General features: G+C 50.4%; 23 protein-coding genes. All 23 read right to left on the bottom strand.

What is annotated here, in order from left to right; translation table 11 throughout:
• Positions 1 to 77 precede the first annotated feature (77 nt).
• Positions 78 to 602 (bottom strand): AAA family ATPase, encoded by a 525-nt coding sequence (locus U719_RS05335; RefSeq protein ID WP_023467719.1) that lies wholly within the window; start codon positions 600 to 602, stop codon positions 78 to 80.
• 103 nt (positions 603 to 705) lie between these two features.
• On the bottom strand, positions 706 to 1,389 hold the full coding sequence (locus U719_RS05330) for an LrgB family protein (protein ID WP_023467718.1): 684 nt from the start codon (positions 1,387 to 1,389) through the stop codon (positions 706 to 708).
• The gene (locus U719_RS05325) at positions 1,382 to 1,771 is read right to left on the bottom strand and encodes a CidA/LrgA family protein (protein ID WP_023467717.1); all 390 of its coding nucleotides are present in this window, start codon (positions 1,769 to 1,771) and stop codon (positions 1,382 to 1,384) included. Before U719_RS05325 ends, U719_RS05330 begins: the two co-directional genes overlap by 8 nt.
• Before the next feature lie 270 nt (positions 1,772 to 2,041).
• Positions 2,042 to 3,874 carry a DNA mismatch repair endonuclease MutL gene (gene mutL, locus U719_RS05320; RefSeq protein ID WP_023467716.1) on the bottom strand — a complete coding sequence of 611 codons (1,833 nt, stop codon included), beginning with the start codon at positions 3,872 to 3,874 and terminating at the stop codon, positions 2,042 to 2,044.
• A 10-nt stretch (positions 3,875 to 3,884) separates the two neighbouring features.
• The gene (gene mutS, locus U719_RS05315) at positions 3,885 to 6,416 is read right to left on the bottom strand and encodes a DNA mismatch repair protein MutS (RefSeq protein WP_023467715.1); all 2,532 of its coding nucleotides are present in this window, start codon (positions 6,414 to 6,416) and stop codon (positions 3,885 to 3,887) included.
• 62 nt (positions 6,417 to 6,478) lie between these two features.
• On the bottom strand, positions 6,479 to 6,916 hold the full coding sequence (locus tag U719_RS05310; protein WP_023467714.1) for a RicAFT regulatory complex protein RicA family protein: 438 nt from the start codon (positions 6,914 to 6,916) through the stop codon (positions 6,479 to 6,481).
• 111 nt (positions 6,917 to 7,027) lie between these two features.
• The gene (locus U719_RS05305; protein WP_023467713.1) at positions 7,028 to 7,855 is read right to left on the bottom strand and encodes a DNA-3-methyladenine glycosylase; all 828 of its coding nucleotides are present in this window, start codon (positions 7,853 to 7,855) and stop codon (positions 7,028 to 7,030) included.
• Complete coding sequence (locus U719_RS05300; RefSeq protein ID WP_023467712.1) at positions 7,852 to 9,120, bottom strand: DUF445 domain-containing protein; 1,269 nt, start codon at positions 9,118 to 9,120, stop codon at positions 7,852 to 7,854. The genes U719_RS05305 and U719_RS05300 overlap by 4 nt, the downstream gene beginning before the upstream one ends.
• Before the next feature lie 105 nt (positions 9,121 to 9,225).
• A complete protein-coding gene (locus U719_RS05295) occupies positions 9,226 to 9,513 on the bottom strand; it encodes a hypothetical protein (protein WP_029341204.1) in 288 nt (95 codons plus the stop codon).
• 124 nt (positions 9,514 to 9,637) lie between these two features.
• Positions 9,638 to 11,092 carry an NAD(P)/FAD-dependent oxidoreductase gene (locus tag U719_RS05290; protein WP_023467711.1) on the bottom strand — a complete coding sequence of 485 codons (1,455 nt, stop codon included), beginning with the start codon at positions 11,090 to 11,092 and terminating at the stop codon, positions 9,638 to 9,640.
• Positions 11,089 to 12,702 (bottom strand): alpha/beta hydrolase, encoded by a 1,614-nt coding sequence (locus U719_RS05285; RefSeq protein ID WP_235147632.1) that lies wholly within the window; start codon positions 12,700 to 12,702, stop codon positions 11,089 to 11,091. The genes U719_RS05290 and U719_RS05285 overlap by 4 nt, the downstream gene beginning before the upstream one ends.
• Before the next feature lie 149 nt (positions 12,703 to 12,851).
• Positions 12,852 to 14,027 carry a glycine C-acetyltransferase gene (locus tag U719_RS05280; RefSeq protein ID WP_023467709.1) on the bottom strand — a complete coding sequence of 392 codons (1,176 nt, stop codon included), beginning with the start codon at positions 14,025 to 14,027 and terminating at the stop codon, positions 12,852 to 12,854.
• The gene (gene tdh, locus U719_RS05275; RefSeq protein ID WP_023467708.1) at positions 14,027 to 15,115 is read right to left on the bottom strand and encodes an L-threonine 3-dehydrogenase; all 1,089 of its coding nucleotides are present in this window, start codon (positions 15,113 to 15,115) and stop codon (positions 14,027 to 14,029) included. The genes U719_RS05280 and tdh overlap by 1 nt, the downstream gene beginning before the upstream one ends.
• Positions 15,116 to 15,214: 99 nt before the next feature.
• Positions 15,215 to 16,081: a 2-oxoacid:ferredoxin oxidoreductase subunit beta gene (locus U719_RS05270; RefSeq protein WP_023467707.1), complete on the bottom strand. Its 867-nt coding sequence runs from the start codon at positions 16,079 to 16,081 to the stop codon at positions 15,215 to 15,217.
• A complete protein-coding gene (locus tag U719_RS05265) occupies positions 16,068 to 17,816 on the bottom strand; it encodes a 2-oxoacid:acceptor oxidoreductase subunit alpha (RefSeq protein WP_023467706.1) in 1,749 nt (582 codons plus the stop codon). The genes U719_RS05270 and U719_RS05265 overlap by 14 nt, the downstream gene beginning before the upstream one ends.
• Positions 17,817 to 18,005: 189 nt before the next feature.
• Positions 18,006 to 18,266, bottom strand: a complete 261-nt coding sequence (locus tag U719_RS05260) for a stage V sporulation protein S (protein ID WP_023467705.1) — start codon at positions 18,264 to 18,266, stop codon at positions 18,006 to 18,008.
• Between the two features lie 29 nt (positions 18,267 to 18,295).
• Positions 18,296 to 19,090 (bottom strand): TIGR00282 family metallophosphoesterase, encoded by a 795-nt coding sequence (locus U719_RS05255; protein WP_023467704.1) that lies wholly within the window; start codon positions 19,088 to 19,090, stop codon positions 18,296 to 18,298.
• A 49-nt stretch (positions 19,091 to 19,139) separates the two neighbouring features.
• Entirely contained in the window at positions 19,140 to 20,702 is a 1,563-nt protein-coding gene (rny, locus tag U719_RS05250) for a ribonuclease Y (RefSeq protein WP_023467703.1), read from the bottom strand.
• A 193-nt stretch (positions 20,703 to 20,895) separates the two neighbouring features.
• Positions 20,896 to 21,939 carry a recombinase RecA gene (gene recA, locus U719_RS05245; RefSeq protein ID WP_023467702.1) on the bottom strand — a complete coding sequence of 348 codons (1,044 nt, stop codon included), beginning with the start codon at positions 21,937 to 21,939 and terminating at the stop codon, positions 20,896 to 20,898.
• Between the two features lie 111 nt (positions 21,940 to 22,050).
• On the bottom strand, positions 22,051 to 23,283 hold the full coding sequence (locus U719_RS05240) for a competence/damage-inducible protein A (RefSeq protein WP_023467701.1): 1,233 nt from the start codon (positions 23,281 to 23,283) through the stop codon (positions 22,051 to 22,053).
• Positions 23,284 to 23,354: 71 nt separating this feature from the next.
• Positions 23,355 to 23,933 (bottom strand): CDP-diacylglycerol--glycerol-3-phosphate 3-phosphatidyltransferase, encoded by a 579-nt coding sequence (gene pgsA, locus U719_RS05235; protein ID WP_023467700.1) that lies wholly within the window; start codon positions 23,931 to 23,933, stop codon positions 23,355 to 23,357.
• A 63-nt stretch (positions 23,934 to 23,996) separates the two neighbouring features.
• Positions 23,997 to 24,914 carry a RodZ family helix-turn-helix domain-containing protein gene (locus U719_RS05230; RefSeq protein WP_023467699.1) on the bottom strand — a complete coding sequence of 306 codons (918 nt, stop codon included), beginning with the start codon at positions 24,912 to 24,914 and terminating at the stop codon, positions 23,997 to 23,999.
• Between the two features lie 9 nt (positions 24,915 to 24,923).
• Entirely contained in the window at positions 24,924 to 25,706 is a 783-nt protein-coding gene (locus U719_RS05225; protein WP_023467698.1) for a DUF3388 domain-containing protein, read from the bottom strand.
• Between the last annotated feature and the right edge of the window lie 38 nt (positions 25,707 to 25,744).

Raw genomic sequence — 25,744 nt, 5'->3', positions numbered from 1 at the left:
GTTGCCCTTCGTTCAAGATTGTTTCCTCCTCATCTATTATCATCTAATGATTCCCGGAAACATCTTTCTTGAATCCTTTATGGTCGGGCAGGCGAGAGTCCAATCCCGGTCACGAGGGCAATCGCATCGACGATCTGTCCTTTCGTCAGATCATCCGTCTCGATCTGTTGACTGAACAATGGATCGGTCAGTTGACGTAAGCGTTGTTCTGCTTGTTGACCGCCCCACGAGTTTGGACGCTCAAAGCGGCTAATCAACCGACGTTTGACAGTCGTCTCCTTCGCCATCAGTGTGATATGACGGACGTCATGCCCGTTCGCTCGTAACGTACCGATGATTTCCTGAAAGTACGCTGGATTCGTCAATGTCATCGGTACGATGATCCGCGCCTTTTCCGTATCGAGCTGTTCGAGGAGCTGTCGATTGAACGTGCGCCACAACGGCTCATCCTGAAAATCATCCTTGTTTTCCGGCAGTTGCGCTCGTAAAAAATAGCCTGTCTCCTCTGGATCAAAGATGTGTGATCCGCTCCAGCGTTGTTGTAGCCCTTTTGCTGCCGTCGTCTTCCCGACGCCAAACGTACCGTTAATCCAAATGATCATCTGATTCTCCTCCACCCTGTTTTCTGTTGTACTATACTGCAAAAGTGGTCGACAAGTTTCAATCGGTTACAAAAAAAAACACTCCGTTGAAAAAACAGAGTGTTTACCCATATAACCATGTGATTAAAAACGGTGCGATGACACTGGCACAGACGGCCGTCAAGACCATCGTCAGCAGACCGACCGCCCCTTCCCGTTGGTCAAGACTCATCGATTTCGTCGCGCCCATGACGTGGGCAATCGACGCTAGTCCAACCCCACGGCTGACGAAGTGACGAATCTTCAAGCCCGTCATTAATTTTGGTCCAACGATTGATCCTGTCAATCCTGTCAATAAAACGAAGGCAGCCGTCAGCGTCGTCGTCCCGCCAGCTTTTTGTGAAATCGCTAAGGCAACGGGTAAAGTGACCGATTTGGGTAACAAGGCAAGATTCGTCGTCCGCTCAAGATGGAGTAGCAGACCGAGTAACAGATCTGAACTCATTGCAATACATGTTCCAAGCAATACACCGAGTCCGATTTCCGGCAGAAAACGGCGGACGTGATGCCGGACCCGGTAGAGCGGAATCGCAAATGCCGTGATCGCTGGACCGAGCATCTTCGACAGATATTGTCCCCCTTGCATGTATTCTGCATGTGAGACGCCGCTATAGACGAGAATTACGATCAGGACAGCGGTCACCGTCAGGATCGGTAACGTCCAGACACGAGGATGACGCTGATAAAGGAACATTGCGCCACTGAATAAAAGAATGGTCAGGATGATCCAGAACAGTGTCTCACTCATGTGGGGTCACCGCCTCTTTTCGGTGTGCCAAGCGATCGACGATATACGCTGATCCGACTAACGTCAGAAGGCTGCTGACGACGACGATCAACACGACTTGAAGACCAGATGTTCGAAGGAATGCCGTATAATCCATGATTCCGGACAGTGCTGGGACAAAGAATAACGGCATGACGAACAGCAGAAAGGTTCCGCCCCGTTCAACAGCGACGAGAGGAAGCAGTCGACTTTTTAATATCACGTATAGCAGAATCAAGCCGATGATGTTACCGGGTAATGGTAACTGGAAAGTTTCGCTCACCCAGTCCCCACTGAGTGAAAAACAAAAAATAAGTGCGATTTGAGCAATGATTTGAATGATACGCATAACGCGTGAAAGCATGATAAAGGTCCCCTTGTTAACAGTTTCGGGTCTTATTATCCGCCTCTTTCCTTCAACAATCAATGAAATCTAGTTAATCAACTGAAGTAACCGTTCTCATGAAAATCCTCACCTTTTTTGTATTAGCACAAACAAAAACCAGTCAGTCGTGTATCAGTACAAAAAATGATTCGAGACGAACAATAAGCGCAATCCTTCTCATTAGAGAAAAATTGCGCCTTGTCTTCAATCTGAAGACGACACCTGAATGGGATCGTCTCCTCATCTTAATCACATGATCCGTTTAAATAACTTCTCGAGTTCATACGTCGTCCATTCGATGATGACTGGACGTCCGTGTGGACATGTGAACGGCATCTCCGTTTTCGCTAGATCGTCAATCAACCGGCGCATCATCTCATCGTTCAACGGATGATTCGCCTTGATTGATTTCTTACATGCCATCATGATGGCGGCATCTTCCCGATACGTCTCGAGATCGATTTTTCGCTTCATCAAGGCTTCATCGAGTAATTCCTGAATCGTCTCTTCCTGCCGATGGGACGGGAACCACGTCGGAACTTCTCGGACGATGAAGCTTTGTGGACCGAATGCTTCGAACTCGATGCCGACGTCTTTTAGCAACGGAAGGACTTCATCCATCCGTTTCATATCATCCGACGAGATTTCGAACGTATACGGTAAGAGCAATTGTTGCCTCTGTTCCGGTGGTCGACCGAACATGACCTTATACGTCTCGTATTTGATTCGTTCCTGTGCTGCATGTTGATCAATCATATACATCCCGTCTTCCCCGGCACAGACGATATAGGACGAATGAAGTTGACCGATGACGTCGAGATGCGGAAAGCGCGGACGCGCGGCTGGTTCCTCAATCAGTTCAGCAAACTCCTGCTTGACCGGTGCGATGGGCTCGAATAGATCATCCTCGTTGCTAAAAGGTAATGATTTCTCGACAGGTGGTCGATCGTCTTCTTGCGGCTTTTTCGGAATCGGATAATTCCAGACCGCTCGCGATGACGTTTCTTCGACTGGTTCCGCGACGTAAGAAAAATCGAGTTTTTCCTGGCTACTCGGATCCTTTTTTGGTTTCGGTGGCGTCACTTTCGGAATCAGCGTCTCCCGGCTGAGCGTCATCTTGATTGTCTCCTGGATCAACTGGCAGAGCTCCATCTCTTTTGAAAGACGGACTTCTCGTTTCGCCGGATGGACGTTGACATCGATCAGGAGTGGATCCATCGTCACCTCGATGACTGCAATCGGATACCGCCCAATCGGTAAGAGCGTATGGTAACCGTTCAAGACCGCTTGCGTCAGGGCGAAGTTTTTGACCGAACGTCCATTGAGAATCAACGTGATGTAATTCTTTGAGGCACGGGTCACTTCCGGTTTGACGAGATGACACGTCAATTGATAATCGGCATTCGCACCTTTGGCGACTAGTGTTCCTTGAATCGTTTGATGACCGTAGACACTCGCCAGTGCTTGCCGGACGTCTCCTGATCCGTTCGTCTGGATCAATGTCTTCCCTTCATGCGTTGCTCGAAGTTTGACGTCTGGATGAGCGAACGCCATCCGGTTCAGCACGTCCGTGATCGCCGCAAGCTCCGTATGCGTCGTCTTCAAATACTTCAGCCGTGCCGGTGTATTGAAGAAGAGATGCTCGACCGTCAATTCCGTTCCCCGGTTCATTGCTGCTGGTGTCCGTTCAACGACCGTCCCGTACTCAAGCGTCACTTGAATTCCTTCCGCGTCCTCACGTTTCGTCTTCAATGTCACTTTACTGACGGACGCGATCGAGGCAAGTGCCTCTCCGCGAAAACCAAGTGTCTTGATTCGGAACAAGTCATGCTCGTCCTTAATCTTACTCGTCGCGTGACGGACGAAAGCCAGTTCAGCGTCATCCGGGTAAAACCCGTGTCCGTTGTCGCGGATCGTCATCCGTTTCATTCCAGCTTCTTCGAGTTCGACATCGATTTGGGTCGCACCGGCATCAAGTGCGTTCTCGACCAGTTCCTTGACGACCGATGCTGGTCGTTCGACGACTTCTCCCGCCGCGATCCGGTTCGCTAAACTATCGGATAATTCACGAATGATTCCCACTGCATTCTCCTCACTTTCTCGCTTCGGCTTGTAGACGATACAGCGTATTCAATGCCTCGAGCGGCGTCATATTGATCAAATCAAGACTCGCCATCGTCTCTCGCAGAGGATCCGCATCTGAGAACAGACTGAGTTGATCAATCGGCTCCTCCTGAACAGGAGCTTTTACAGGTGCTGCGACCGGAACAGGCTCAGCCTGCTCGAACTCGGACAAGAGGACTTGCGCCCGTTCGATCAGACTATCTGGTAAATCAGCTAACCGCGCGACATGGATTCCGTATGATTGGTCGGCTTTTCCGTCGCGTACTTCATGCAAGAAGACGACACGCCCATCTTGTTCAACGGCACGGACGTGAACGTTCGCTAATCGATCAATCGATTCTTCGAGCACCGTCAGTTCATGGTAATGGGTCGAAAATAGCGTCTTCGCTCCGACATGCCGGGCGATGTGTTCAACGATCGCTTGTGCGAGTGCCATCCCGTCGTACGTCGAGGTCCCGCGACCGATTTCATCTAGCAGGATCAACGACCGGTCCGTTGCACGCGTCAACGCTTCTTGTGTCTCGACCATCTCGACCATGAATGTCGACTGTCCACTGACGAGGTCGTCTGCCGCCCCGATCCGGGTGAAGATTTGATCGAAGATCGGCAGTTCCGCTTGAGCAGCTGGTACGAACGAGCCGATTTGGTGCAATAGAGCAATTAATGCGAATTGTCGCATATAGGTCGATTTACCGGACATGTTCGGTCCAGTGATCAACAGCATCTCGCGTCCTTCGTTTAAGGTGATCCCGTTCGCGACGTATTCACCGCGCGGTAAGACTGTTTCGATGACCGGGTGACGTCCTTGCTGAATATCAACCGTTCGTCCCGTCGTCGTGATTGGTCGGACATAGTCGTGCGTTTCAGCAATCTCAGCTAGTGCGACGAGGACGTCGAGTTCCGCGATCCGGCGACTGACCCGTTGTAAGCTTTCGATGTGTCCTTTGACTTCATCGCGCACTCCACAGAAGAGATCGTACTCGAGCGTGACACTCTTCTCTTCCGCACCAAGGATTAATGCTTCTTTTTCCTTCAGTTCCGGTGTGATGTAACGCTCGGCATTGGCAAGTGTCTGCTTCCGTTCATACCGTCCTTCTGGCAACAGCTTGGCATTGGCTCGTGATACCTCGATGTAATAACCGAAGACGCGATTGTAGCCGATCTTCAACGTCTTGATGCCGGTTGCTGCCCGTTCACTGGCTTCAAGTGTCGCAAGCCATGTCTTTCCGTCTTTTGAGGCGACGAGTAACTCGTCGAGATCTGCTGAATAACCAGCCTTAATCATTCCGCCCTCTTTCGTTGAGATTGGTGGTGCTTCAACGAAAGCACGATCGAGCAAATCGCTCAATTCGTCGTGCGGATCGAGTCCGAGACTGAGCTGACCAAGACGTTCGCTCATCATCTCCTCGAGCGCTGATTGAATGCGGGGAATCAGCCGTAACGTCGACTTCAATTGAACGAGGTCGCGCGCTGAAGCCGTACCGTAACCGACTTTTGCGACGAGTCTCTCGAGATCATAGACTTCGCGTAACGTATCTTTTAATTGCTGACGTTCGAAGTAGTGTTGCAACAATTCCTCGACAGCGTCGAGCCGCTCGGTGATCACGCGTTCCGATAACAACGGTTTTTCAAGCCAGCGTTTCAACATCCGTCCGCCCATCGCTGTACCTGTCACATCAAGCAGACCAAGCAACGAACCTTTTTTGTCTCCTGTTCGTGCCGAGCGGACGAGTTCGAGATTCTTGACCGTATTTGGCTCGAGTTGCATGAAGTCACTCGCTTCATAGACGACAGCGGGTTGTAGATGTGTCAACGCTCTTTTTTGTGTATCGTGCATGTAGGCATAGAGCACCGCAAAGGCTTCCGCTTGGGCTGCATTAATCGCACGATCCCCGTGCGGATGCGATTCGCGCCGAGAACTACGCGTCAGTGGAATCCGTAAGTGCGCGAGCGCCGTCTCGTGTTCCTCTGTCGTGACGATGATTTCCCGTGGCAAAATGATGCTCAGTTCTTTGACTACACCGTCGAGTGTCGCAACGCTTGTCAAGGCACTCTCACCTGTTGAGACATCACCGCGAGCAATCCCAAAACGACCGTCCTGTTCGACGACCGCGACTAAGTACCGATTCTCTTTTTCCGTCAAGGCGGACATCAACGTTCCCGGTGTGATGACTTGGATGACTTCGCGTTTGACGAGTCCTTTCGTCAACTTCGGATCCTCGACTTGATCACAAAGCGCCACTTTATAACCACGCTCAATCAACTGTTCGATGTAGCCGTTCGCTGCGTGATGGGGCACGCCACACATCGGAATCGGATGTTCCGCGTTCTTGCCGTTTTTCGCCGTCAGCGTCAACTCCAGTTCATGGGCGACCTTTTTGGCATCCTCAAAGAATAATTCGTAAAAATCACCGAGTCGATAAAACAAAAAGGCATCCGGATAATCCGCCTTGATCGAGAAGTATTGTTTCATCATCGGAGTGTTGTGTACTGCTTCCATTCTTCCACCTCATTCGTAGAAAAAGCCGACGGATGTCCGTCGGCTTTTCGTTCATTTCGTGATTAGTAGCCGCAACCGCCGCTTTTGTTTTCTGCTTCCATGCCGCTACCTGTCTTACCAGCGAGAACATCTCCGTCCGTCGCTTCGATGATTTGATCCGTAATCCCGTTCGAGATCGTCACCGTGATGTATTGGAGAAGTCCGTTGACTTCTTCTTGTGTTTCTTGGAACTGTTGGACAACAGGCATCTCATCGAGCTCAGCGAACAATTTATCGAGCTTCGCTTCGACACGTGCGAGTGCTTCTGTTTTGCCGTAATGTTGGCAGTTGACTGCCTCTTTTTGAAGGAACTTGATTTGTTTCATCATCTTTTGGACTTTTTCATTCCCATTGATGTTGGCTTCTGCCGCTTTAAATCGTTCTACTTCCGGTGTCTCTGAAATCATTTTGGCGATTTCATTGGCTTTTTCGATGATTTGTTCATCTGTATACATCCACATTCGTCCCCTCTATCGTTAGCGAACACGTCGCTTCCCTTAGCATTCTGAACGATTCCTCGTTCTGTCGCATTCATTATACCGTTCTCGCGATAGAGTGACAAGAATAGTTCCTTATTCAATCGAACGCCATAATAGATAGGCGGCGTGACTACGGACAGGGGCAAATTCCTCCGCCAGTCGCGTCGCTTCTTCCACCGTCGGTCGGTAACCGAGCAACCGTTCGAAAGCCCGTAATATCCCGATGTCCGATGCCGGAAAAAGGTCCGGACGACCGTATCCGAACATCAGGACGTTTTGGACCGTCCATGGTCCGACGCCTTTCAGTGCAATCAACGTCTCAGCGATTTCTGCGTCGTCGGCTGACGTCAATGCATCATAATCAATCGTTGCCGTCGCTACGCCAAGCAGATAATCGACTTTACGTCCTGATAGTTGCAGAGCAAGCAAGTCCTCGCGACGCGCAGTTGCTAATTGACGCGGTGTCGGCGGAAGGATGATCCCGTCCTTGACCGTTCCGAATGTTCGAAAGACACGTTCCGTCAACGTATGGGCAAATGAGAGGTTGATCTGTTGATGAATGATCGAGCGAATCAAGGCCGTGAACGGTGAATGATCAAGCACGAGTCGTTCATCGCCGAACCGTTCGACGATCGCGTGTAACGACGTCGCCTTGAGACGCTGCGCAGGATTTGGCTCATTGAGTCGAAAGCGTCGATTGAGTTGCGTCAGCACCGCTGTTTGCGGTCCTGAACCGTCAATCCGTAACGTGTAACCATCGATGGCTTCCATCGTCGTGATGTATGCCTGATCGTTGATGAAGATCGGAACGACGAGTCGCCCATCCTGTTCGATTTGTAACGGGTCTTCCGTCAAACGAGATACGATTCCTTTAAAATCAAATGCTTCCGACAACGTCACATCATGCGTCCACCGGCTCATCCGACGAACACCTTGATCGCACCGAGAATCAAACCGATGATGAATCCACACAATGCCCCGTTGACCCGAATCCATTGCAAGTCACTGCCGACCTTATCCTCGATCATATGAATCAGTGTCTCCGTATCGAACCGGTTTAAGTTCTCGCGGACGAGTCCACCGATTTTTTGGTGATTTTGTTCGACGAAACGAACGAGTTGCTCCTTCATCCATTGATCACTGCTATCTTTGAACGTCGGATGCTGTTCCCAGTCGTCTAAAGCGCGCGAAAGCATCGGCATCGCCCGTTCCGCCCAGAAGGCATCTGACGTCAAGTAGCGTTCGAGTTCGATCAAACCAGCATCATACGCGCGTTCAATGACCGGAACGAAGTCAAACCGGTCGACCTCGCTTGCCTTCCAAGCATCGATTTTTGCTAGACGCTCTTCATCAATCGATAACTGTGCCAGATTACGACGCAGATGATCAAGAATCGCTAAACGATTCGGGTGATGGACGTGTCGCATATCTTGAATGACCGTCAACAAGACACCTTGAATGACAAGACTGAGTTTTTCTTCTGAATAGACTTTTTGGACGGTTCGCGCCGTCACCCGCAAGAACGTATTCTTTTCTTGGTCGATCATCGCCGTATAGGCAAGGCGCCCAATCTGGTCTCGGATGACGGGGTCTTCGAGCAGACGTTGCCCATAACCGAGTAGCTGATCCATCAGCCACTCGTCGAGTCGACGTTCCTCATTTAACTCCATCGCCCGTACCGCCAGCCGTTTTGACGGATACGCTTTGATTGTCTCCGTCACCCGTGTATTCGCAAACTCAAGAATCGCCTCTTTCGGTAATTTCCGGATCAGACCGACCAATAGTTCGGTAACGGTCGCTCGAAAAGCAGGCAGAACGAGAATCGAACGTAAGATTTTGATGACACGGTCTGCGAGCGTCATATGCTGGAGCTTCGCGACGATACTCTCTTTATTGAGCAAGTCCGTCTCGAGCATATGAACGATTGATTCGATGACCCGTTCCCGATTTTTCGGCAACAGGTTCGTATGGGGAATCTTTAAGCCGAGCGGATGGCGAAACAATGCCGTGATCGCGAACCAGTCGGCAATCCCACCGACGAGTCCGGCTTCAAAACCACTCTGGAGCCAAAAGACCCACGCATTTTCTTTAAATGGCAATGAGACGACGAATCCGACCGCCATGAAAATCAACGAGACGGTCGCAAGCCGCCGTGTCGATGTTTTAGGTTGTTCAAGTGATGACACATCGTTTCCTCCTTCAACTGAGTCACTTATCTACCTTACGAACGGGACAAGGATTAGGTTTCGACACGAAAGAGCCCCAGTCATCGACTGGGACTCCCTATGTACTTAAAACGTGTATTCACCAAAACGGTCGCCATCCCATGTCGCGGTTGCCGTTGAGACAAAATAGACCAGTCCGTTGCCGAATGTATTTTCCATCAATGAAACGAGTTGTTGACCATTCGTCTGCTCGACGAACGCTAATCGGACTTCTTCTTTCCCTTGATAAATCCGTTCGTAGACACTTAAACCGCGTGCATTGAGAAACGTACGCGCCGACTCGAATTGAATCGGACCGACTTCAGGTCGTCGTTCCTGAATGAACGACTGACATTTTTGCTCGAATGTCTCCATGGTTCTTCACTCCTTCTCTCTTTCTGTTCATGGATATCATGTTCCCGACTCTTCCTCATCATAATCCTCAAATGTGAAAAAAGCGACAGATGCGTCGCTTCTTTCATCATTTTACGACGATTTCTCATAATCTGACATCAAACTGTCGGGCAACATGAATCGCAGACGTCGTCGCCCCAATCGTCCCGGCACCCGGAAAGATCGTGTCGCCGATTGCAAAGAAGTGATCGATGCCCGTACGAAACGGAGCCGCGAACAAGAGACTTGTACTCGGACGTTGCGGATATCCCCCGACTCCACCGTCCGGACGGAACGTATAGCGTACCCACGCACCGGGTCCACCCGGATGGCGTTCGATCGCCTGTTGCACGAAGCCAGGAAACTGTTGTTCAAGAATAGCTTCGAAGATCGCCGACATCACCTCGACCTGTTCGTCGTAGCGTTTCCGGTCCGTCTTATCAAACGTACCAATCGGAACATGACATGACATCGTCAGCGTCCGCTGACCGGCTGGTGCACGTAATCGGTCGTCCGGACGGGAGAGGGAGATGAAGGCATGACCTGAAGGTAAGGACGGATCATGAACTTGCCGGAATGCTTCGTCAGACAAAATGATCGACTCCGGAATCGCCGCATAATACGTAAACGTCGCCCATTGCTGTAGCTTTTCTTGTCGCTGGTACGTCCGTCGTAACGTTCGTTGCATATCCGTACTGACGACTTCCCTGATGCCTTCAAGCGGAACTGCGCAGATGACAGCATCTGCAAGCATCAAGCGTCCGCGACGATCCTCGATCAAGAAACCATCCGGTGTCTTTCGAATCGACGTGACTTTTCGCCCAAGGAGACAGGTCGCCCCGCTCGCCTCTGCTGTCTCTTTCAATTGCTCGGCCAGTCGGTATAATCCACCCGGGACATAATAAGCACCCTCGTGGTAAATCGATAAGGCGACGGCCCCTAGTAAAGCAGATGCTTCCTGCCCTGTCTGCATGCTGTCGAGCAAGATCCCGTCGATCACTTGTGCGAACAGCGTATCCGCTAATCGATGTTTGCGTAACAGATGACCAATCGTCAGCGGAAAATATGGTAAGAGGACGACACTTTTCGTGTGACGGACTAACCGCCGGACGTCGGCTAAATCTTGAAGTGGCAATGCCGGCAGTTCTGCCATCAGTGGACGAATTGCCTCGTGTATCTGCTCGATTTCAGCAAAGAATGCCCGAATCGACGATGCCTGCTCCGGAAAATGTGAGGTCAATTCGGTTAGAAACGCATCACGATTTTGATAATAATGAATCAATCGTCCTTCGATGCGAATCGTCATGATGACGTCGAGTGGCTTGACTTGGTGCGTCACTCCGAGATGATCGAGCACACGGGCATGAATGCCACCCGGTTCAAATCCCATCCCAAGGGTCGCTCCAACGGGATACGTCAAGTCCCGGCGTGTGAACTTCCCGGCTGACCCTCCCCATTCACGGCTTCCTTCAAGTACCGTGACGGCATGTCCTTCTTGTGCGATCAATGCCGCAGCCGTTAGACCGGCAATTCCTCCGCCGACGATGACGACCTGTTTCATGATGGTTCCTCCTCCGTGACTCGATTTTCTTTAAACAGGAAATTGCGGATTTCGCGGAAGACCGGCTCCCGGCGATGAATCGTGAAGTGATCATACTTATAGGATTTCGTCTGGATGTTATCCGTGTAGTTCTCGAGTGCAAACGAACTATTTAACGAAATCAGATTGAAGTCGCCTCCTTTGGCACCAAACGAATAGACGAGTACGTCGCGTGGCCACGTCTCAAGCCTTTGGGTCAGATTGTTCATCGCTGGTGAGCCCTTCGCAAGATCGCGTATCGCAGGACTGTTCGTATTCGTGCCAAGTGGCGCAAGTGTCAATCCGAGTTTCGCGTAATCCGAACCGGCGATCGGTGAGTCGAGCGTCACGACTTTCCGGACGTGATACGGCATTTCCTCTTGGACCGTGTAGGCGACGACATCGACACCACCCATGCTGTGCCCAACGAGCTGAATATCGGCAAAGGTCGCTTTTTGTTTCGCATCGTAAGCTGCAATCGCCGCATTCAACCACTTTTGCTGATCGGCAAGACTTGCCTCATCATCTGCGAAGACGATTCGGACAAGTGGGTAGCCGGTCGATGATGGTTTGACGCTACAGGTTGCTTTCCCGGAACGAGTCACGTCACATCGACCACCATCATCGGCGACTTTTTTATTCGTGAAGTTTTGAATCATCGGCACGAATGTCCGCTCCGTCCCGAATAACCCATGGACGAGGAACGTCGGCACGATTTCACTCTTTCCTTGTGTGACGATCTGACGCGTTGGTGGCGGCGCACTTGACGTATCCTCCGCGAACACCCACCACGCGCCTCCCCCGACGATCAAACAGACGAGGAGCGAGATGCTGATCGTCTTCAACTGTTGCCGGCGCAAACGACGGACACGGTGAAAGACCCAGTAGAGGAATAATCCGACACCGATTAATAACACGATACTAGTAATGATCCAACCTGTCGGATTCGGTACATACGCAATCAACTGTAGCTGGTTGGCTTTCGTTCCGTATAATTTCCATGACACATCATGGTAATTCGACCAGTCGATCTTTTCTCCATTTTGGAGACCAATGACTTTCGGACCGTGGAGCTTGATCTCAATATCGGCTTGACGGATATACCGATCGGCGAGTTTCTTGACCTGTCCTGTCGGTTGATAGCCTTTGATATTCAAACGATCGATACTGAGATCGATGTTCGTATCCAGTCGATACGTATCAAACCAAAAACCATCCGATTTTTTCATGTCGAACTTCGTATCAGGTGGAATGAGAATCCCACCGATACCTGTCTTCCATTCGTCCTTGATCGATGTCATGTCCTTGAAGTTCGCGAATGTCTTCTGCATCCGGATCCCTTCATAGTCATCCTTCGTCTTGAACGTCTTCGCTGCATAGCCGTTCTTTTCTGCCTGTTTGACATAACTATTCCAATTCGGATTTAGGTTCAGTAAACGCGCCACTGGGTGTTCCTTTGCGGCATATGTCGTCTTTAAGTTGACACTTTGATCGGTATGGATCGTCGCATCATATTGGATGCGAATACAACCCCCAAGGAGCAGCGTCAGCATCAAAAATGAGAGCAAAATCCCTTTCTTCTTCGTACTCATCAGGTCACATCCTTTCCTCATCTGTTATTCCCTATCTCGCAAAAGTAAAAACGGTCGACGTTGATTCTTTCGCCCGTGACGCACTTCAGGCAGCGGATCGCTGATCCGCTGCCTGAAAGTATGCGGACTCATTTCGTCCGTGATCGATATCAACCGATCAAGTTTAATTCACGACCGACTTTTTCGAAAGCTGCAAGTGCCGTCGTTAAATCTTCACGCGTATGTTCCGCCGTCACGATCGTCCGGACACGTGCTTTTCCTTTTGCGACCGTCGGGAAGGCGATGCCTTGAGCGAAGACACCTTCTTGACGTAAGCGGTCCGACAATTCGTGGCAACGTGCTTCATCCCCGACGATGACCGGTGTGATCGGCGTCGTCGATGTACCGATGTCGAATCCAAGATCACGGAGTCCTTGTTTAAAGAATTCCGTGTTTTCCCACAGACGATCGAAGAGTTCCGTCTCTTCCTCCATGACACGGAGCGCTTCCCGATTCGCTTCAACGACTGCTGGTGGATGTGATGTCGAGAACAAGAACGGACGTCCTTTATGGATCAGATAATCTTTGACGTGCTGTTCACACGCGACGTATCCACCGAGGACACCGATAGCTTTTGAGAGCGTACCGACCTGCAAGGCAACACGCCCGTCAAGACCGAAGTGATTGACCGTACCGCGTCCCGCTTTCCCAAGCACACCTGACGCATGAGCATCATCGACCATGACGAGTGCGTCATAACGCTCGGCTAATTCAACGATTTCTGGAAGTGGTGCGATGTTTCCGTCCATCGAGAAGACACCGTCCGTGACGATAAGGCGCGTCCGCGCGTCTTGTGTTTCTTGTAAGGCCGCTTCAAGATCCGCCAAGTCGACGTGTTTATAGATTCGGCGTTTCGCTTTCGTCAGACGAATCCCATCGATGATCGAAGCGTGGTTCAACTCATCCGAGATGACGACGTCTTCCGGACCGAGCAGTGCCGATAAGACACCGAGATTCGTTGCGAATCCCGACTGGAAGACAAGTGCTGCTTCCGTATGCTTGAATGTCGCGAGTTCCCGTTCGAATGCTTGGTGCATCTCGAGTGTTCCGGCAATCGTCCGAACGGATCCTGTTCCAGCACCGAACGTGCGCGCCGCTTCCGCAGCTTGTTCAGCGAGACGCGGATGTGCGGCGAGTCCGAGGTAGTTGTTCGACGACAGTTGAATCAATTCCTTACCGTCGATCGTCACGCGGTTATGTTGCGCGCTCTCAAGTGCTACGAGGTTGCGGAACGTGCCCGCCTGTTTCATCTCTTCTAGTTCTGTCCGTAAGTGTTCAAATCCCATTAATTCGTCCCCCTTGGTTGTAATACGACTTTCCCGCATTTCCCTTGACGCATCAATTCAAATCCTTCTTCGAACCGCTCAAGCGGCAACGTGTGTGTGATCAACGGTCGGACATCGACTTTTCCGCTCGATAAGAAAGCAGAAACCTGGCTCCATGTCTCGTACATCTTCCGACCGGTGATCCCTTGGACCCGGACACCTTTAAAGACGACGTGGTTCGTCAAATCGATTTCGACCGGTTTGACCGGCAGACTGAGGATGTTGACGTCTCCACCTGCTGTCACCATCTCGAAGGCTTGACGAATCGCAACCGGATGACCACTCATCTCACAGACGACATCAATCCCGTCGCCGTCCGTCATACGTTCAATTCGCTCTAACACATCGTCATGACGTGAATCGATGACGACATCCGCCCCCATCGTCCGCGCGAGTTCAAGACGATACGGATTGACGTCAATCGCAACGACTTCCGCCGCACCAGCTGCTTTAGCGACGGAGACCGCCATCAGACCAATCGGACCACAACCGACGATTGCGACCGTTTTCGCACTGACATCGCTCGCGAGAACCGTATGGACGGCATTGCCCATCGGCTCTTGGATCGAGGCGATCCCTGCTGGCATATCTTCCGGGTTGACCCAAAGGTTTTCTTCCGGCATGACGACGTATTCCGCAAAACAACCTTGTGTATCGACACCGATGATCTTCGTGTTCTTACAGATGTGATATTGCCCACGTAGACACTGTTTACATTGATGACAGACGATATGCGTCTCCGCCGAGACACGGTCACCGAGCTTCAAACGTTTCGTGCCTTCTCCGAGCTCGACGACTTCGCCCGAGAACTCGTGACCGAAGACATACGGCGGATTGACACGCGAGGCTGCCCACGCGTCCCACTCATAGATATGAACGTCCGTCCCACAGATCGATGTTGCCTCGACTCGAATCAAGACTTCTCCACGACTCGGTACGGGTACCGGTACTTCTTTGAGTGCCGCACCGAACCCGCGTTCTTCTTTGACGAGTGCCCGCATCGTTTTCGTCGTTGTCGTCTCTTCTACCGTCGTTACTAATTTCGTCATCTTTCCCCGACTCCTTCGCGGAAGCTCACGTTTTTTTATATGTGGTGAACTTCCAAATGTTTAGCATCCCCAAAAAACCAAACACATCTTTCCTCTATCTTACATGAATTCTGCTGCCAGTTTACCGAATGTTTCTTCGTTCAGCTCAAGATCCGCATACGCGAGACCCGATTCTTGATACCCATCGATTTGTGACTGGTAATCAGGACGAGTTTCATCCTGATAGATCAATCCCATGACGAGTCCGTCGTGCGCATGAACAGTTTGTTTCGCAAGATCCAAGTTCGACGGATCATATCCTTCGATGTCGGACAGCTTCGTCAAGTTCTGTTTGAACCAATCGTACGTATTGACCTTGTTGAACGTGACACACGGACTGAAGACGTTGATGAAGGCAAATCCTTTATGTGCCGTCGCTTGCTCGATCAGTTGCGTCAAGCCCTTCAAATCGTTCGAGAAGCTTTGGGCAACGAACGTCGCACCAGCCGTCAAGGCGAGTTCAACGGGTGAAACACTCTTTTCGATCGACCCTTTTGGAGTAGATTTCGTCTTGAATCCAGGTGCAGAAGTGGGTGATGTCTGTCCTTTCGTCAAGCCGTAAATCTGATTGTCCATGACGATGTACGTCATGTCGACATTGCGCTTGAATGCATGAATCGTATGTCCCATGCCGATTGCAAATCCATCACCGTCGCCACCAGACGCGATGACCGTCAATTCGCGGTTCGCCATCTTGACACCTTGGGCGATCGGAAGGGACCGTCCATGAACGCCGTGGAAGCCATACGTATTGATATAACCGGAAATCCGACCAGAACAGCCAATCCCGGAAATCAATGCCAACTCTTCTGGTTCGAGACCGACGTTCGCGACAGCACGCTGAATCGCTGCTTGAATCGAGAAGTCTCCACACCCTGGACACCAGTTTGGTTTGACATCGTTTCTAAAATCCTTAAAGGTTGCCATGATATACCCCTCCTACGACCTGCTCGACGACCTCTGCTGGGTAGAACGGGTCGCCATTGAATTTCAGGATATGCTCGATCTTCGATGCATGTCCACAGTTCATCTGGATCAGCTTCGCCAGTTGTCCCGTTGCGTTGTACTCGACGACGATGACTCGTTTTGCCCGCTCTAAGTGCGGCGTGACTAGCTCACTTGGGAACGGATGGACTTGACGGATATGCAAGTGATCAACCTTGATTCCTTGTGCTTCGAGTCGTGGCATGATCTCTTCGATCGTTCCACGTGTCGAGTTGAAACCGACGAATAAGATATCCGGTTCTGCATGATGCTCCGTTACGAGAACGGCATCCTGTAAGCGGAACGTGTTTAGCTTACGGAGTCGCTTCGTCATCTGATCGACTCGGTTCTTCGTCGCTTCCGACGGACGACCTTCCTCATTGTGCTCAACACCCGTTACATGATGAATCCCATGCTTGACGCCTGGAATGACACGTGGGCTGATCCCATCTTCCGTCACTTCGTAGCGTTTGAAGTACGCTTTTCCTTCAAGTTTCGGTAAGTCTTCCTGGATCAACTTCCCGCGTCGGATCTCAACGCGTGACATATCCGGTGGTTCGACCGATTGTTTTCCAAGAGACAGCATCAAATCCGTCAATAGAATGACAGGACACTGGTATTCCTCTGCGATGTTGAATGCCTCTGCTGCATCGTAGAACGCTTCCTCGACCGTTGACGGTGCCAAAACGACCTTTGGAATCTCACCATGCGTGCTGTAGATCATCGCCATCAGGTCAGACTGTTCCTGTTTCGTCGGTAGACCGGTTGACGGACCGCCCCGTTGTGTATCGACGATGACGAGCGGTGTTTCCGTCATCCCGGATAATCCGATCGCTTCCGCCATCAATGACAATCCTGGACCAGCAGACGCCGTCAAAGCACGGACACCTGCGTAGTTCGCACCGATTGCCATTGTGACTGCTGCCAGCTCGTCTTCCGTCTGGACGACCGTTCCGCCGAACTGCGGCAGTTTCTTGATTAAGTATTCCATGATCTCAGATGATGGTGTGATCGGGTAAGCTGCCATCAGACGCGCTCCACCGGCGATTGCACCAAGGGCGATCGCATCGTTTCCGATCATGAACATCCGTTGTTTTCCGTCAGCCGGTTCCAAGACGAAACGCTCGCCCTCTCCTGCAAGTGCTTCAAACGCTGCTGCTCCTTCACGGATTGCCGCTAAGTTTTTCTCGACCATGTCTGTACCTTTTCGACCGAAAATCTGTTCGACGACGGCTTGGAAACGCTCCGGTGCAATGCCGAGAATCGCGCTCGATGCACCAATCGCGACCATGTTCTTCATCAAAGCCGTACCGAGATCAGCTGCAATTTCCGTAAATGGAATCGCATACAAGGAAGCGCGTGCTTCGTCCGGATTCGTCGGATTGAATTTCGCATCCGCGATGATGATGGCACCTTGACGCAATTCATGGAAGTTAACATCGATCGTCTCTTGATCGAATGCGACCAAAATATCGAGATCATCGGAAATCGTCCGGACTTCCTGTGTCGCGACACGAATCTTATTGTTCGTATGTCCTCCCTTGATACGTGACGAAAAGTGACGGTAACCATACAGGTAATAGCCGAGTCGATTCAAGGCAATCGCAAAGATTTCGCCTGTTGATTCGATCCCTTCTCCCTGCTGACCGCCAACTTTCCATGATAACTGATTATACATCGACGTTCGCTCCTTCTCTGTCCCCTGAAATGATAGTTCTCTCTATCCTCCCTCATGATACCGATTTACCGGAAGTAGTACAATGCTCCCTCGGTGGAAAGGTGAGAAAATTTCGCAGGCGCAGCAAAAAGACCATCTACTCCAGTCGAGTAAATGGTCTACTTGCAAATAGGACCTATGTCCAATTCGTTATCGTGGTTCGATGATGAGTTTGATGGCGGTTCTCTCTTCCCCATCAATCAAAATGTCTGTGAAGGCTGGGATACAAATCAAGTCGATGCCAGAAGGCGCCACGAATCCGCGTGCGATGGCGACGGCTTTGACAGACTGATTGAGCGCTCCCGCACCAATGGCCTGAATCTCGACGGAACCTCTCTCTCGAATGACACCCGCGAGTGCACCTGCTACCGCGTTTGGATTCGACTTAGCTGATACTTTCAGGACGTCCATGCGTGTACCTCCCCATCCAGAAATGGCAATCAGTCGAAGAATACTGACTGATCCGTCAGATGAATCCGTTCAATCTTCGTTGCTTTTTTGGTTGTGTCATCGATATGAATCAAGACTCCATTAAGTTGTTCCCGTCCTTCGGCAACTTCAAACCGTGTTGGGAGCTGTGTCTTGAATTTTCGTAGGACATCTTCCTGGCGCATTCCGAGCACGCCGTTCAGCGGACCTGTCATCCCGACATCCGTGATGTAAGCCGTTCCTCCGTCAAGGACACGCTCATCTGCTGTCTGGACGTGCGTATGTGTGCCGACGACAGCTTGTACTCGACCGTCGAGGTGATAGCCCATCGCAATTTTCTCACTCGTTGCTTCCGCATGGACATCAACGAAGATGGCATCAACTTTTCCTTCGACTTCAGCAATCAGTGCATCGACGGTACGGAACGGGTCACCGAGTGGTGGTAAGAAGACCGTTCCTTGGACGTTGATGACGGCAATCTTTTTATTACCTGCTTTGACGATCATCATCCCACGACCTGGCGTGCCTTCCGGATAGTTCGCCGGACGGACGATTCGATCCGCGTCGTCGATCCAGTCAAAGATGTCGCGGTTATCAAACGTGTGGTTCCCCATCGTGATTCCGTGGAATCCGAGTTCAAGGAATTGATGATAGATCGACTTCGTGATGCCGCGTCCGTGTGCCGCGTTTTCGCCGTTGACGAGCATGACGTTCGGGTTATACTTCGCTTTCAGGCGTGCTGTGAATTGTTGCAGGATGTGTCGACCGGGTGCACCGACGACGTCTCCGATGAATAAAATCTTCATTGCTGTTCCTCCGTTCATTAAAAAAAGTGGCGGTCGCCCGCCACTCCACTTATTTCGCGTATTCGACTGCTCGTGTTTCCCGAATGACCGTGACTTTGATATGTCCCGGATAATCGAGTTCTTCTTCGATTTTTTTCCGGATGTCACTCGCCATCTTGTGAGCCAGTACATCATCGACGACGTCAGGTCGAACGATGATACGGACTTCACGACCCGCTTGGATCGCAAATGATTTTTCGACACCGTCGAACGATTCCGAGATTTCCTCGAGGCGTTCGAGACGGCGGATATAACTTTCGAGTGTCTCTTGACGTGCACCTGGACGAGCAGCAGATAATGCATCCGCAGCTGCGACCAAGACGGAAATGACAGATGTCGCTTCCGTATCCCCGTGGTGGGACGCGATCGCATTGATGACGGTTGGATGCTCTTTGTACTTCGTACCGAGCTCGACTCCGATCTCAACGTGACTGCCTTCGACTTCGTGGTCGATCGCTTTCCCGATATCATGCAGAAGACCCGCACGCTTCGCAAGCGTGACATCTTCTCCAAGTTCAGCTGCCATCATACCTGCAAGGTGGGCAACCTCAAGTGAGTGATACAGGACGTTCTGTCCGTAACTCGTACGGTACTTCAAGCGACCGAGAATTTTGACAAGGTCCGGATGAATGCCGTGGATTCCGACATCATACGTCGCTTCTTCCCCGATTTCTCGAATCCGCTCGTCGACTTCACGACGGGATTTGTCGACCATCTCTTCAATACGGGCCGGGTGAATCCGACCATCCTGAACCAATTTCTCGAGCGCCATTTTAGCGACTTCGCGACGAATTGGGTCAAAACCAGACAAAATGACGGCTTCCGGCGTATCATCGATGATCAAGTCGATCCCAGTCAAGGTCTCGAGCGTACGGATGTTGCGACCTTCCCGTCCGATGATCCGACCTTTCATCTCATCGTTCGGCAAGTTGACGACCGATACAGTCGTCTCTGCGATATGTTCAGCGGCGAACCGTTGAATCGCAAGTGACAAGATGTTACGTGCTTTCTTGTCGGCTTCTTCTTTTGCTTTTTGTTCGATTTCTTTTTGAAGAATGGCTGCATCATGTAAAGCAGCCTGTTTCGTCTCATCCATGATGATCGTTCTTGCCTCGTCTTGCGATAAATTCGCGACGCGGACAAGCTCTTGACGTCCCTGTTCATACAGGTCCTCTACTTTGCGCTCTAGTTCTTCAGCTTGATGCTTCCGTTTCGCGATCTCTGCATCACGTGTATTGATCTGATCTTCCTTACGGTCGATAGCGTCAACACGGCGATCGAGTGTCTCTTCTTTCTGGAGCAACCGGGCTTCTTGTTTCGCTAGCTCTTGGCGACGTTCACGCAATTCTTTTTCCACTTCGTTACGAAGTTTGAATGCTTCATCTTTCGCTTCGAGTACTGCTTCTTTTTTCGTTGCCTCAGCCGATTCACGCGCACGTTCGACGATTTTGTTCGCTTCCGTTTCTGCGCCTTGAATTTTCGCTTCTGCAATCGATTTCCGCAAGAAGTAGCCTACGATGAATGCGATCAGCAAAGTGAGGAGAAGTATGACAATCCAAGTCAGTGTACTCATGGGTTCACCTCCCCTTTGCAAGGTGTTTCTTAGTTCATTTCGGTATTTCATCGAAGCTGTCTAAAAAACGTACATCTATATTGTAAGGATAGCACTCGTTCATTGTCAACGAACGGACGGGAAAGAATTCCACTGTTTTCCTCTTTTACACTAAAAAAGAGAGGATTCGCACGCGAATCCTCTCTGAAACGGTTTATTCAGCAAATAGATCTTCTGGTTGTTCTGCTTCGAAATCAACCGGCTCTTCGCGATCGACGAGACCGTGGTGTTCACGAATCAAACGTTCGACCTCTGCTGCGACTTCCGGATGCTCGACCATGTATTGTTTCGCGTTCTCACGCCCTTGACCGAGACGTTCAGAGTTGTACGAGTACCATGCACCACTCTTTTGAACGATATCAAGGTCTGTTCCGATGTCGATCAACTCGCCGACTTTCGAAATCCCGAGACCATACATGATGTCGACTTCCGCTTGTTTGAACGGAGGTGCGATCTTGTTCTTGACGACCTTAATCTTCGTTTTGTTACCGACGACGTCCGTACCGTTTTTCAACGCTTCCGCACGACGCACTTCTAAACGAACAGACGAGTAGAATTTAAGTGCACGACCACCTGGAGTTGTTTCCGGGTTACCAAACATGACACCGATTTTTTCACGAATTTGGTTGATGAAGATGACGATCGTCTTCGATTTATTCGTTGCACCAGACAACTTACGAAGCGCTTGGCTCATCAAACGTGCTTGAAGACCGACGTGTGAGTCACCCATCTCGCCTTCGATCTCTGCTTTTGGTACGAGTGCCGCAACAGAGTCGACGACAAGAATATCGACCGCACCAGAACGAACGAGTGCTTCCGCGATTTCAAGTGCTTGTTCCCCAGTGTCCGGTTGTGACAAGAGGAGCTCATCGATGTTGACACCGAGTTTATTTGCATATGCTGGATCAAGCGCATGCTCCGCATCGATGAATGCGGCTTGTCCGCCTTGTTTTTGAACTTCTGCGATTGCATGAAGCGCAACCGTCGTTTTACCTGACGATTCAGGTCCGTATACTTCGATGACCCGTCCACGTGGGTATCCACCTGCACCTAGGGCAATATCTAATGTAATCGATCCAGAAGAGATTACTGATACCTTCTGATCTGCATTTTCTCCGAGTTTCATGATAGAACCTTTACCGAACTGTTTCTCTATCTGGCGTAACGCCATCTCAAGTGCTGCTTTACGATCACTCACGTAGCAGGCCTCCTTTTAATTATCTTACTGAGATTATTGTACTTCTTTTGAGACCGAATGACAAGCATTTTACGAACATTTATTCGCATACTTGCACTTCGATCATTTTTCTTACTCTGATGATTTTTCGAGATGTTTCAGTAAAAGGAAATAGGTATCCTTGACGGCGCGCAGTCGAATCATGCCTCTGTCGAACGATGGATATTGCCATTCGACGATCCGTGTTCCATGTGCGTCCGCAACAGCACAATAGACCGTTCCGACCACTTTTCCACTGTTGCTCGTCGGACCTGCTTCCCCCGTCAAGGCGACGGCGATATCGGATTGATACAGTTCTCGTGCCCCTTCAGCCATCGCAATCGCTACCTCTTTACTGACAGCAGTATGCTCTCGTAATAAATCATCTGGTACCGATAACACGGCTTGCTTCGCTGCATCATCATAGACGACAGCGCTCCCGCGCAATACTTGACTCGCACCGCTGACATCAACGAGACCACTCGCGACAGCTCCTCCCGTCAGTGATTCGGCGAGCGAAAGTGTCAATCCTGCTTCTTGATACCGTTTTAGGACGACTTCCGGCAGACTCGTCTCCCCATATCCATAAAAGTACATGCCGACTTCAGCAAGGACGTGTTGTTCGAGTTCATCGAGCATACGATCGGCTTCCTGTTGATCGAGTGCTTTAGCCGTCAGGCGCAACCGGACTTCAGCGAGCTCCGCATACGGTGCGACCGATGGATTGGTCGCTTCCTTGATCAACGTTTCTAGACGGTCGTTTAAAGCCGATTCCCCGATTCCGAAGAATCGTAACGTCCGAGAACGAATCGTTTCTTGACCGAATAGATGACTGAAGTGATCTTTGAGGATTTGCTTCATCTCGCGTGGCACACCGGGTAAGACGATATATTGGTGATGCTCGGTCTGGACCGACATACCAGGAGCAAGCCCTGCATCATTGCGTAATACCGTCGAACCATCGATGACGAGAGCTTGTTTTCGTTCGTTGATCGTCATCTCCCGTTGACGTGTCTTTAAAAATCCTTCGATTCGCTCGTACGCCGCTTGATCGAGGACGAGATCACGTCCGAGGAGATCAGCGAGCACTTCTTTCGTCAAATCGTCTTCCGTTGGTCCAAGACCTCCTGTGATGACGAGGAGATCTGCCCGCTGTTGCGCCTGACGGAATGTCTCTTGCATCCGCTCACGATTGTCACCGACGACTGTGTGATAATGAACGTCAATTCCGGCACTCGCTAACCATTCGGAAAGGTACTGTGCATTCGTGTTCGCGATTTCCCCAAGGAGGAGCTCGCTTCCTACTGCGATGATTTCTGCTTTCATGTTGATTCCTCACCTTCTTGAAGTATAAGAAAAGACTGTTCGGTATGACGAACAGTCTAAATTGATCCATCTTACATGGATTTCGTAATTAACTTAATGTTTTTCGAGAAATATTCGACGCCTGAGTAGATCGTCAAGATCAAAGCAAGCCACATCGTAATATCTGCGAACGGGATGTTCCACATCGCAAAGATGATATCGTGCAACAAGTATGCCGTGATTGATGTCAGCTGGACCCATGTCTTGGCTTTGCCAGAGTTTCCGGCAGCAAGGACGATTCCTTCGTCAGATGCGACGAGACGAAGACCCGTGACTGCGAACTCTCGACAGAGAATGATGACGACGATCCATGCTGCGACGAATCCAAGTTCCACCAAGTAGACAAGCGCAGCAGCGACTAACATCTTGTCAGCAAGTGGATCCATGAATTTTCCAAAGTTCGTCACTAATTTTTGTTTACGAGCGATATAACCATCGAGCCAGTCCGTCAGTGAAGCAACAAGGAAGATGATAGCTGCAACGAAGTGTGAGACGGGAAGCTCAGCTCCCAACACATCCCACTGTCCCCAGTTCGGATCAATCGCAAGTACGATGACGAACACGGGAATTAATAAAACGCGTAATACTGTCAATTGATTCGGTAAGTTCATGTAACGCCCTCCTCCTTCATTTCATATGTAAATGACATACCATCTAAAAGAAGGCACGCCGGATTACGGCGTGGCTACTTTCTTTAGATAGATGTTTTGGACGAGAAGCGAACGGTTCAGTTTCAGTTCTTGGTCATTGACGACGATTTTATCAATCCCTTTAATCGAACCAATCCGGATGCGGATCAAGTCCGTCTTCGCGTCCTTCACGACGATCGGATTCGGATCCGATGCGTTGATGTGGTCTGGCGCGAGTGCTTTTCCTTCAAGTGATGTATCACGCACACCGACGAATGGCGACGGAGAGGCATCTTTCTTGATTTGAATCGAGACACTCATCGTATCTTTCGTTGCGACTTCATATGTGACATCTTGACCAGATGTCGACTTCGCAGCAAGTGCCTCTTTTTTAGGTTCTTCTTTTGTTTCTTCCTGTTTCGCCGGTTCTTCCTTCGGCTCTTCTTCCGTCTTCGCAGGCGCATCCGTCTCTTTACTTGGCGCGTCCCCTTGATCGATCGTGACATCATTTTGCTTCGGTGCGGACGTCTTCGCCTCTTCGTTACCGTCGAGGAACGTCTGCAGACCATAATACAAGGCAGTACCGATTGCAAAGATTAGTACGATGATGATGATATTCGGAATCCAACGCTTCGCAACGCTCTTTTTCGGAGCACTGGATTTCGAATACGTCGCGCGCCGTGACAGTTCGACGACCGGTTGTGCTTCCGGTTCCGGAAGATCACGTTTATAAGTCGTAAAGACTTCATCGACGTCAAGACCGAGTGCTTCCGCATATGTCTTGATGAAGGCCCGGGCGTAAAAGGCTCCCGGCAATTGATCATAATTGCCTTCTTCGATCGCGACGATGTAACGCTTTTGAATCTTTGTCGTCGTTTGAATTTGTTCGAGAGAGACGCCTAGCGCCTCCCGTTGTTCCTTTAAGTAGGTTCCGAGCTCGGTCATCGGTAACACACCTTCCATTTTTCATACTTATTCAAAGTTGAACCAATCATTTCCCCCATGGGAACGAGGCAGTTCAGTCACAATGATTTCTTCAGTCGTGTTGCGTAATTCAATGATGTAATCAAAATCATCCCACGTATACTCACTCGATTTGACGAACGCATCCGGATGTTCGACGATCTTCGTCGCGGGTAGACGCATGACTTCCCGCAGGATTTGCCAGTGTCGTTCATCGAAATTTCGTTGTGACACTAACGCATCGATGATGTAAACATAATCACCCGTCCGCTCGTCGTCGAACAACGATGTTCGAACCGTCTGTTTAATCAACGTCGACGATAGGAACAGCCATTTCTTATTTGCACTGACGCTCGCTGCGACGATCGACTCCGTCTTACCGACGCGTGGCATGCCGCGGACACCAATCAACAAGTGCCCATCCTGTTTACATAGCTCTGCCATGAAATCGACGAGAATCCCTAAGTCTTCCCGGACGAAGCGGAACGTCTTTCGTTCATCACTGCTTTGATCGATATAGCGCCCGTGACGAATCGCGATTCGGTCACGTAGTTTTGGTTTTCGTAGTTTGATGACCTCTATGGTTGACATCGTCTTGAGAATAGCGGCGAGTCGTGGAATTTGATCCGGTTGTTTCGTTTGGAGCAACATACCGCGTCGTTGATGATCGACACCATTGATCGTCACGATCGAAATATGTAACATTCCCATCAACGAAGCAATGTCCCCGAGTATACCGGGACGATTGACCTTTAATTCATATTCGAGATACCATTGCTCGAACTCACTCACGCGCCCATCCTCCTCTATTGATACGATTATCCATTCCT

The sequence above is a fragment of the Exiguobacterium sp. MH3 genome, assembly GCF_000496635.1.
GTDB classification, from domain to species: domain Bacteria; phylum Bacillota; class Bacilli; order Exiguobacteriales; family Exiguobacteriaceae; genus Exiguobacterium_A; species Exiguobacterium_A indicum.
The sequence above is the reverse complement of the archived record's forward strand: the minus strand, read 5'-3'. Positions and strand labels throughout refer to the sequence as shown.

Bases quoted from the DNA above. Each gene is read 5' to 3' on its own strand.
- U719_RS05335 (WP_023467719.1), bottom strand. From the start codon at position 602: ATGATCATTTGGATTAACGGTACGTTTGGCGTCGGGAAGACGACGGCA.
- U719_RS05330 (WP_023467718.1), bottom strand. From the start codon at position 1,389: ATGAGTGAGACACTGTTCTGGATCATCCTGACCATTCTTTTATTCAGT.
- U719_RS05325 (WP_023467717.1), bottom strand. From the start codon at position 1,771: ATGCTTTCACGCGTTATGCGTATCATTCAAATCATTGCTCAAATCGCA.
- mutS (WP_023467715.1), bottom strand. From the start codon at position 6,416: ATGGAAGCAGTACACAACACTCCGATGATGAAACAATACTTCTCGATC.
- U719_RS05310 (WP_023467714.1), bottom strand. From the start codon at position 6,916: ATGTGGATGTATACAGATGAACAAATCATCGAAAAAGCCAATGAAATC.
- U719_RS05305 (WP_023467713.1), bottom strand. From the start codon at position 7,855: ATGAGCCGGTGGACGCATGATGTGACGTTGTCGGAAGCATTTGATTTT.
- U719_RS05295 (WP_029341204.1), bottom strand. From the start codon at position 9,513: ATGGAGACATTCGAGCAAAAATGTCAGTCGTTCATTCAGGAACGACGA.
- U719_RS05290 (WP_023467711.1), bottom strand. From the start codon at position 11,092: ATGAAACAGGTCGTCATCGTCGGCGGAGGAATTGCCGGTCTAACGGCT.
- U719_RS05285 (WP_235147632.1), bottom strand. From the start codon at position 12,702: ATGAGTACGAAGAAGAAAGGGATTTTGCTCTCATTTTTGATGCTGACG.
- U719_RS05280 (WP_023467709.1), bottom strand. From the start codon at position 14,027: ATGGGATTTGAACACTTACGGACAGAACTAGAAGAGATGAAACAGGCG.
- tdh (WP_023467708.1), bottom strand. From the start codon at position 15,115: ATGACGAAATTAGTAACGACGGTAGAAGAGACGACAACGACGAAAACG.
- U719_RS05270 (WP_023467707.1), bottom strand. From the start codon at position 16,081: ATGGCAACCTTTAAGGATTTTAGAAACGATGTCAAACCAAACTGGTGT.
- U719_RS05265 (WP_023467706.1), bottom strand. From the start codon at position 17,816: ATGTATAATCAGTTATCATGGAAAGTTGGCGGTCAGCAGGGAGAAGGG.
- U719_RS05260 (WP_023467705.1), bottom strand. From the start codon at position 18,266: ATGGACGTCCTGAAAGTATCAGCTAAGTCGAATCCAAACGCGGTAGCA.
- U719_RS05255 (WP_023467704.1), bottom strand. From the start codon at position 19,090: ATGAAGATTTTATTCATCGGAGACGTCGTCGGTGCACCCGGTCGACAC.
- rny (WP_023467703.1), bottom strand. From the start codon at position 20,702: ATGAGTACACTGACTTGGATTGTCATACTTCTCCTCACTTTGCTGATC.
- U719_RS05240 (WP_023467701.1), bottom strand. From the start codon at position 23,283: ATGAAAGCAGAAATCATCGCAGTAGGAAGCGAGCTCCTCCTTGGGGAA.
- pgsA (WP_023467700.1), bottom strand. From the start codon at position 23,933: ATGAACTTACCGAATCAATTGACAGTATTACGCGTTTTATTAATTCCC.
- U719_RS05230 (WP_023467699.1), bottom strand. From the start codon at position 24,914: ATGGAAGGTGTGTTACCGATGACCGAGCTCGGAACCTACTTAAAGGAA.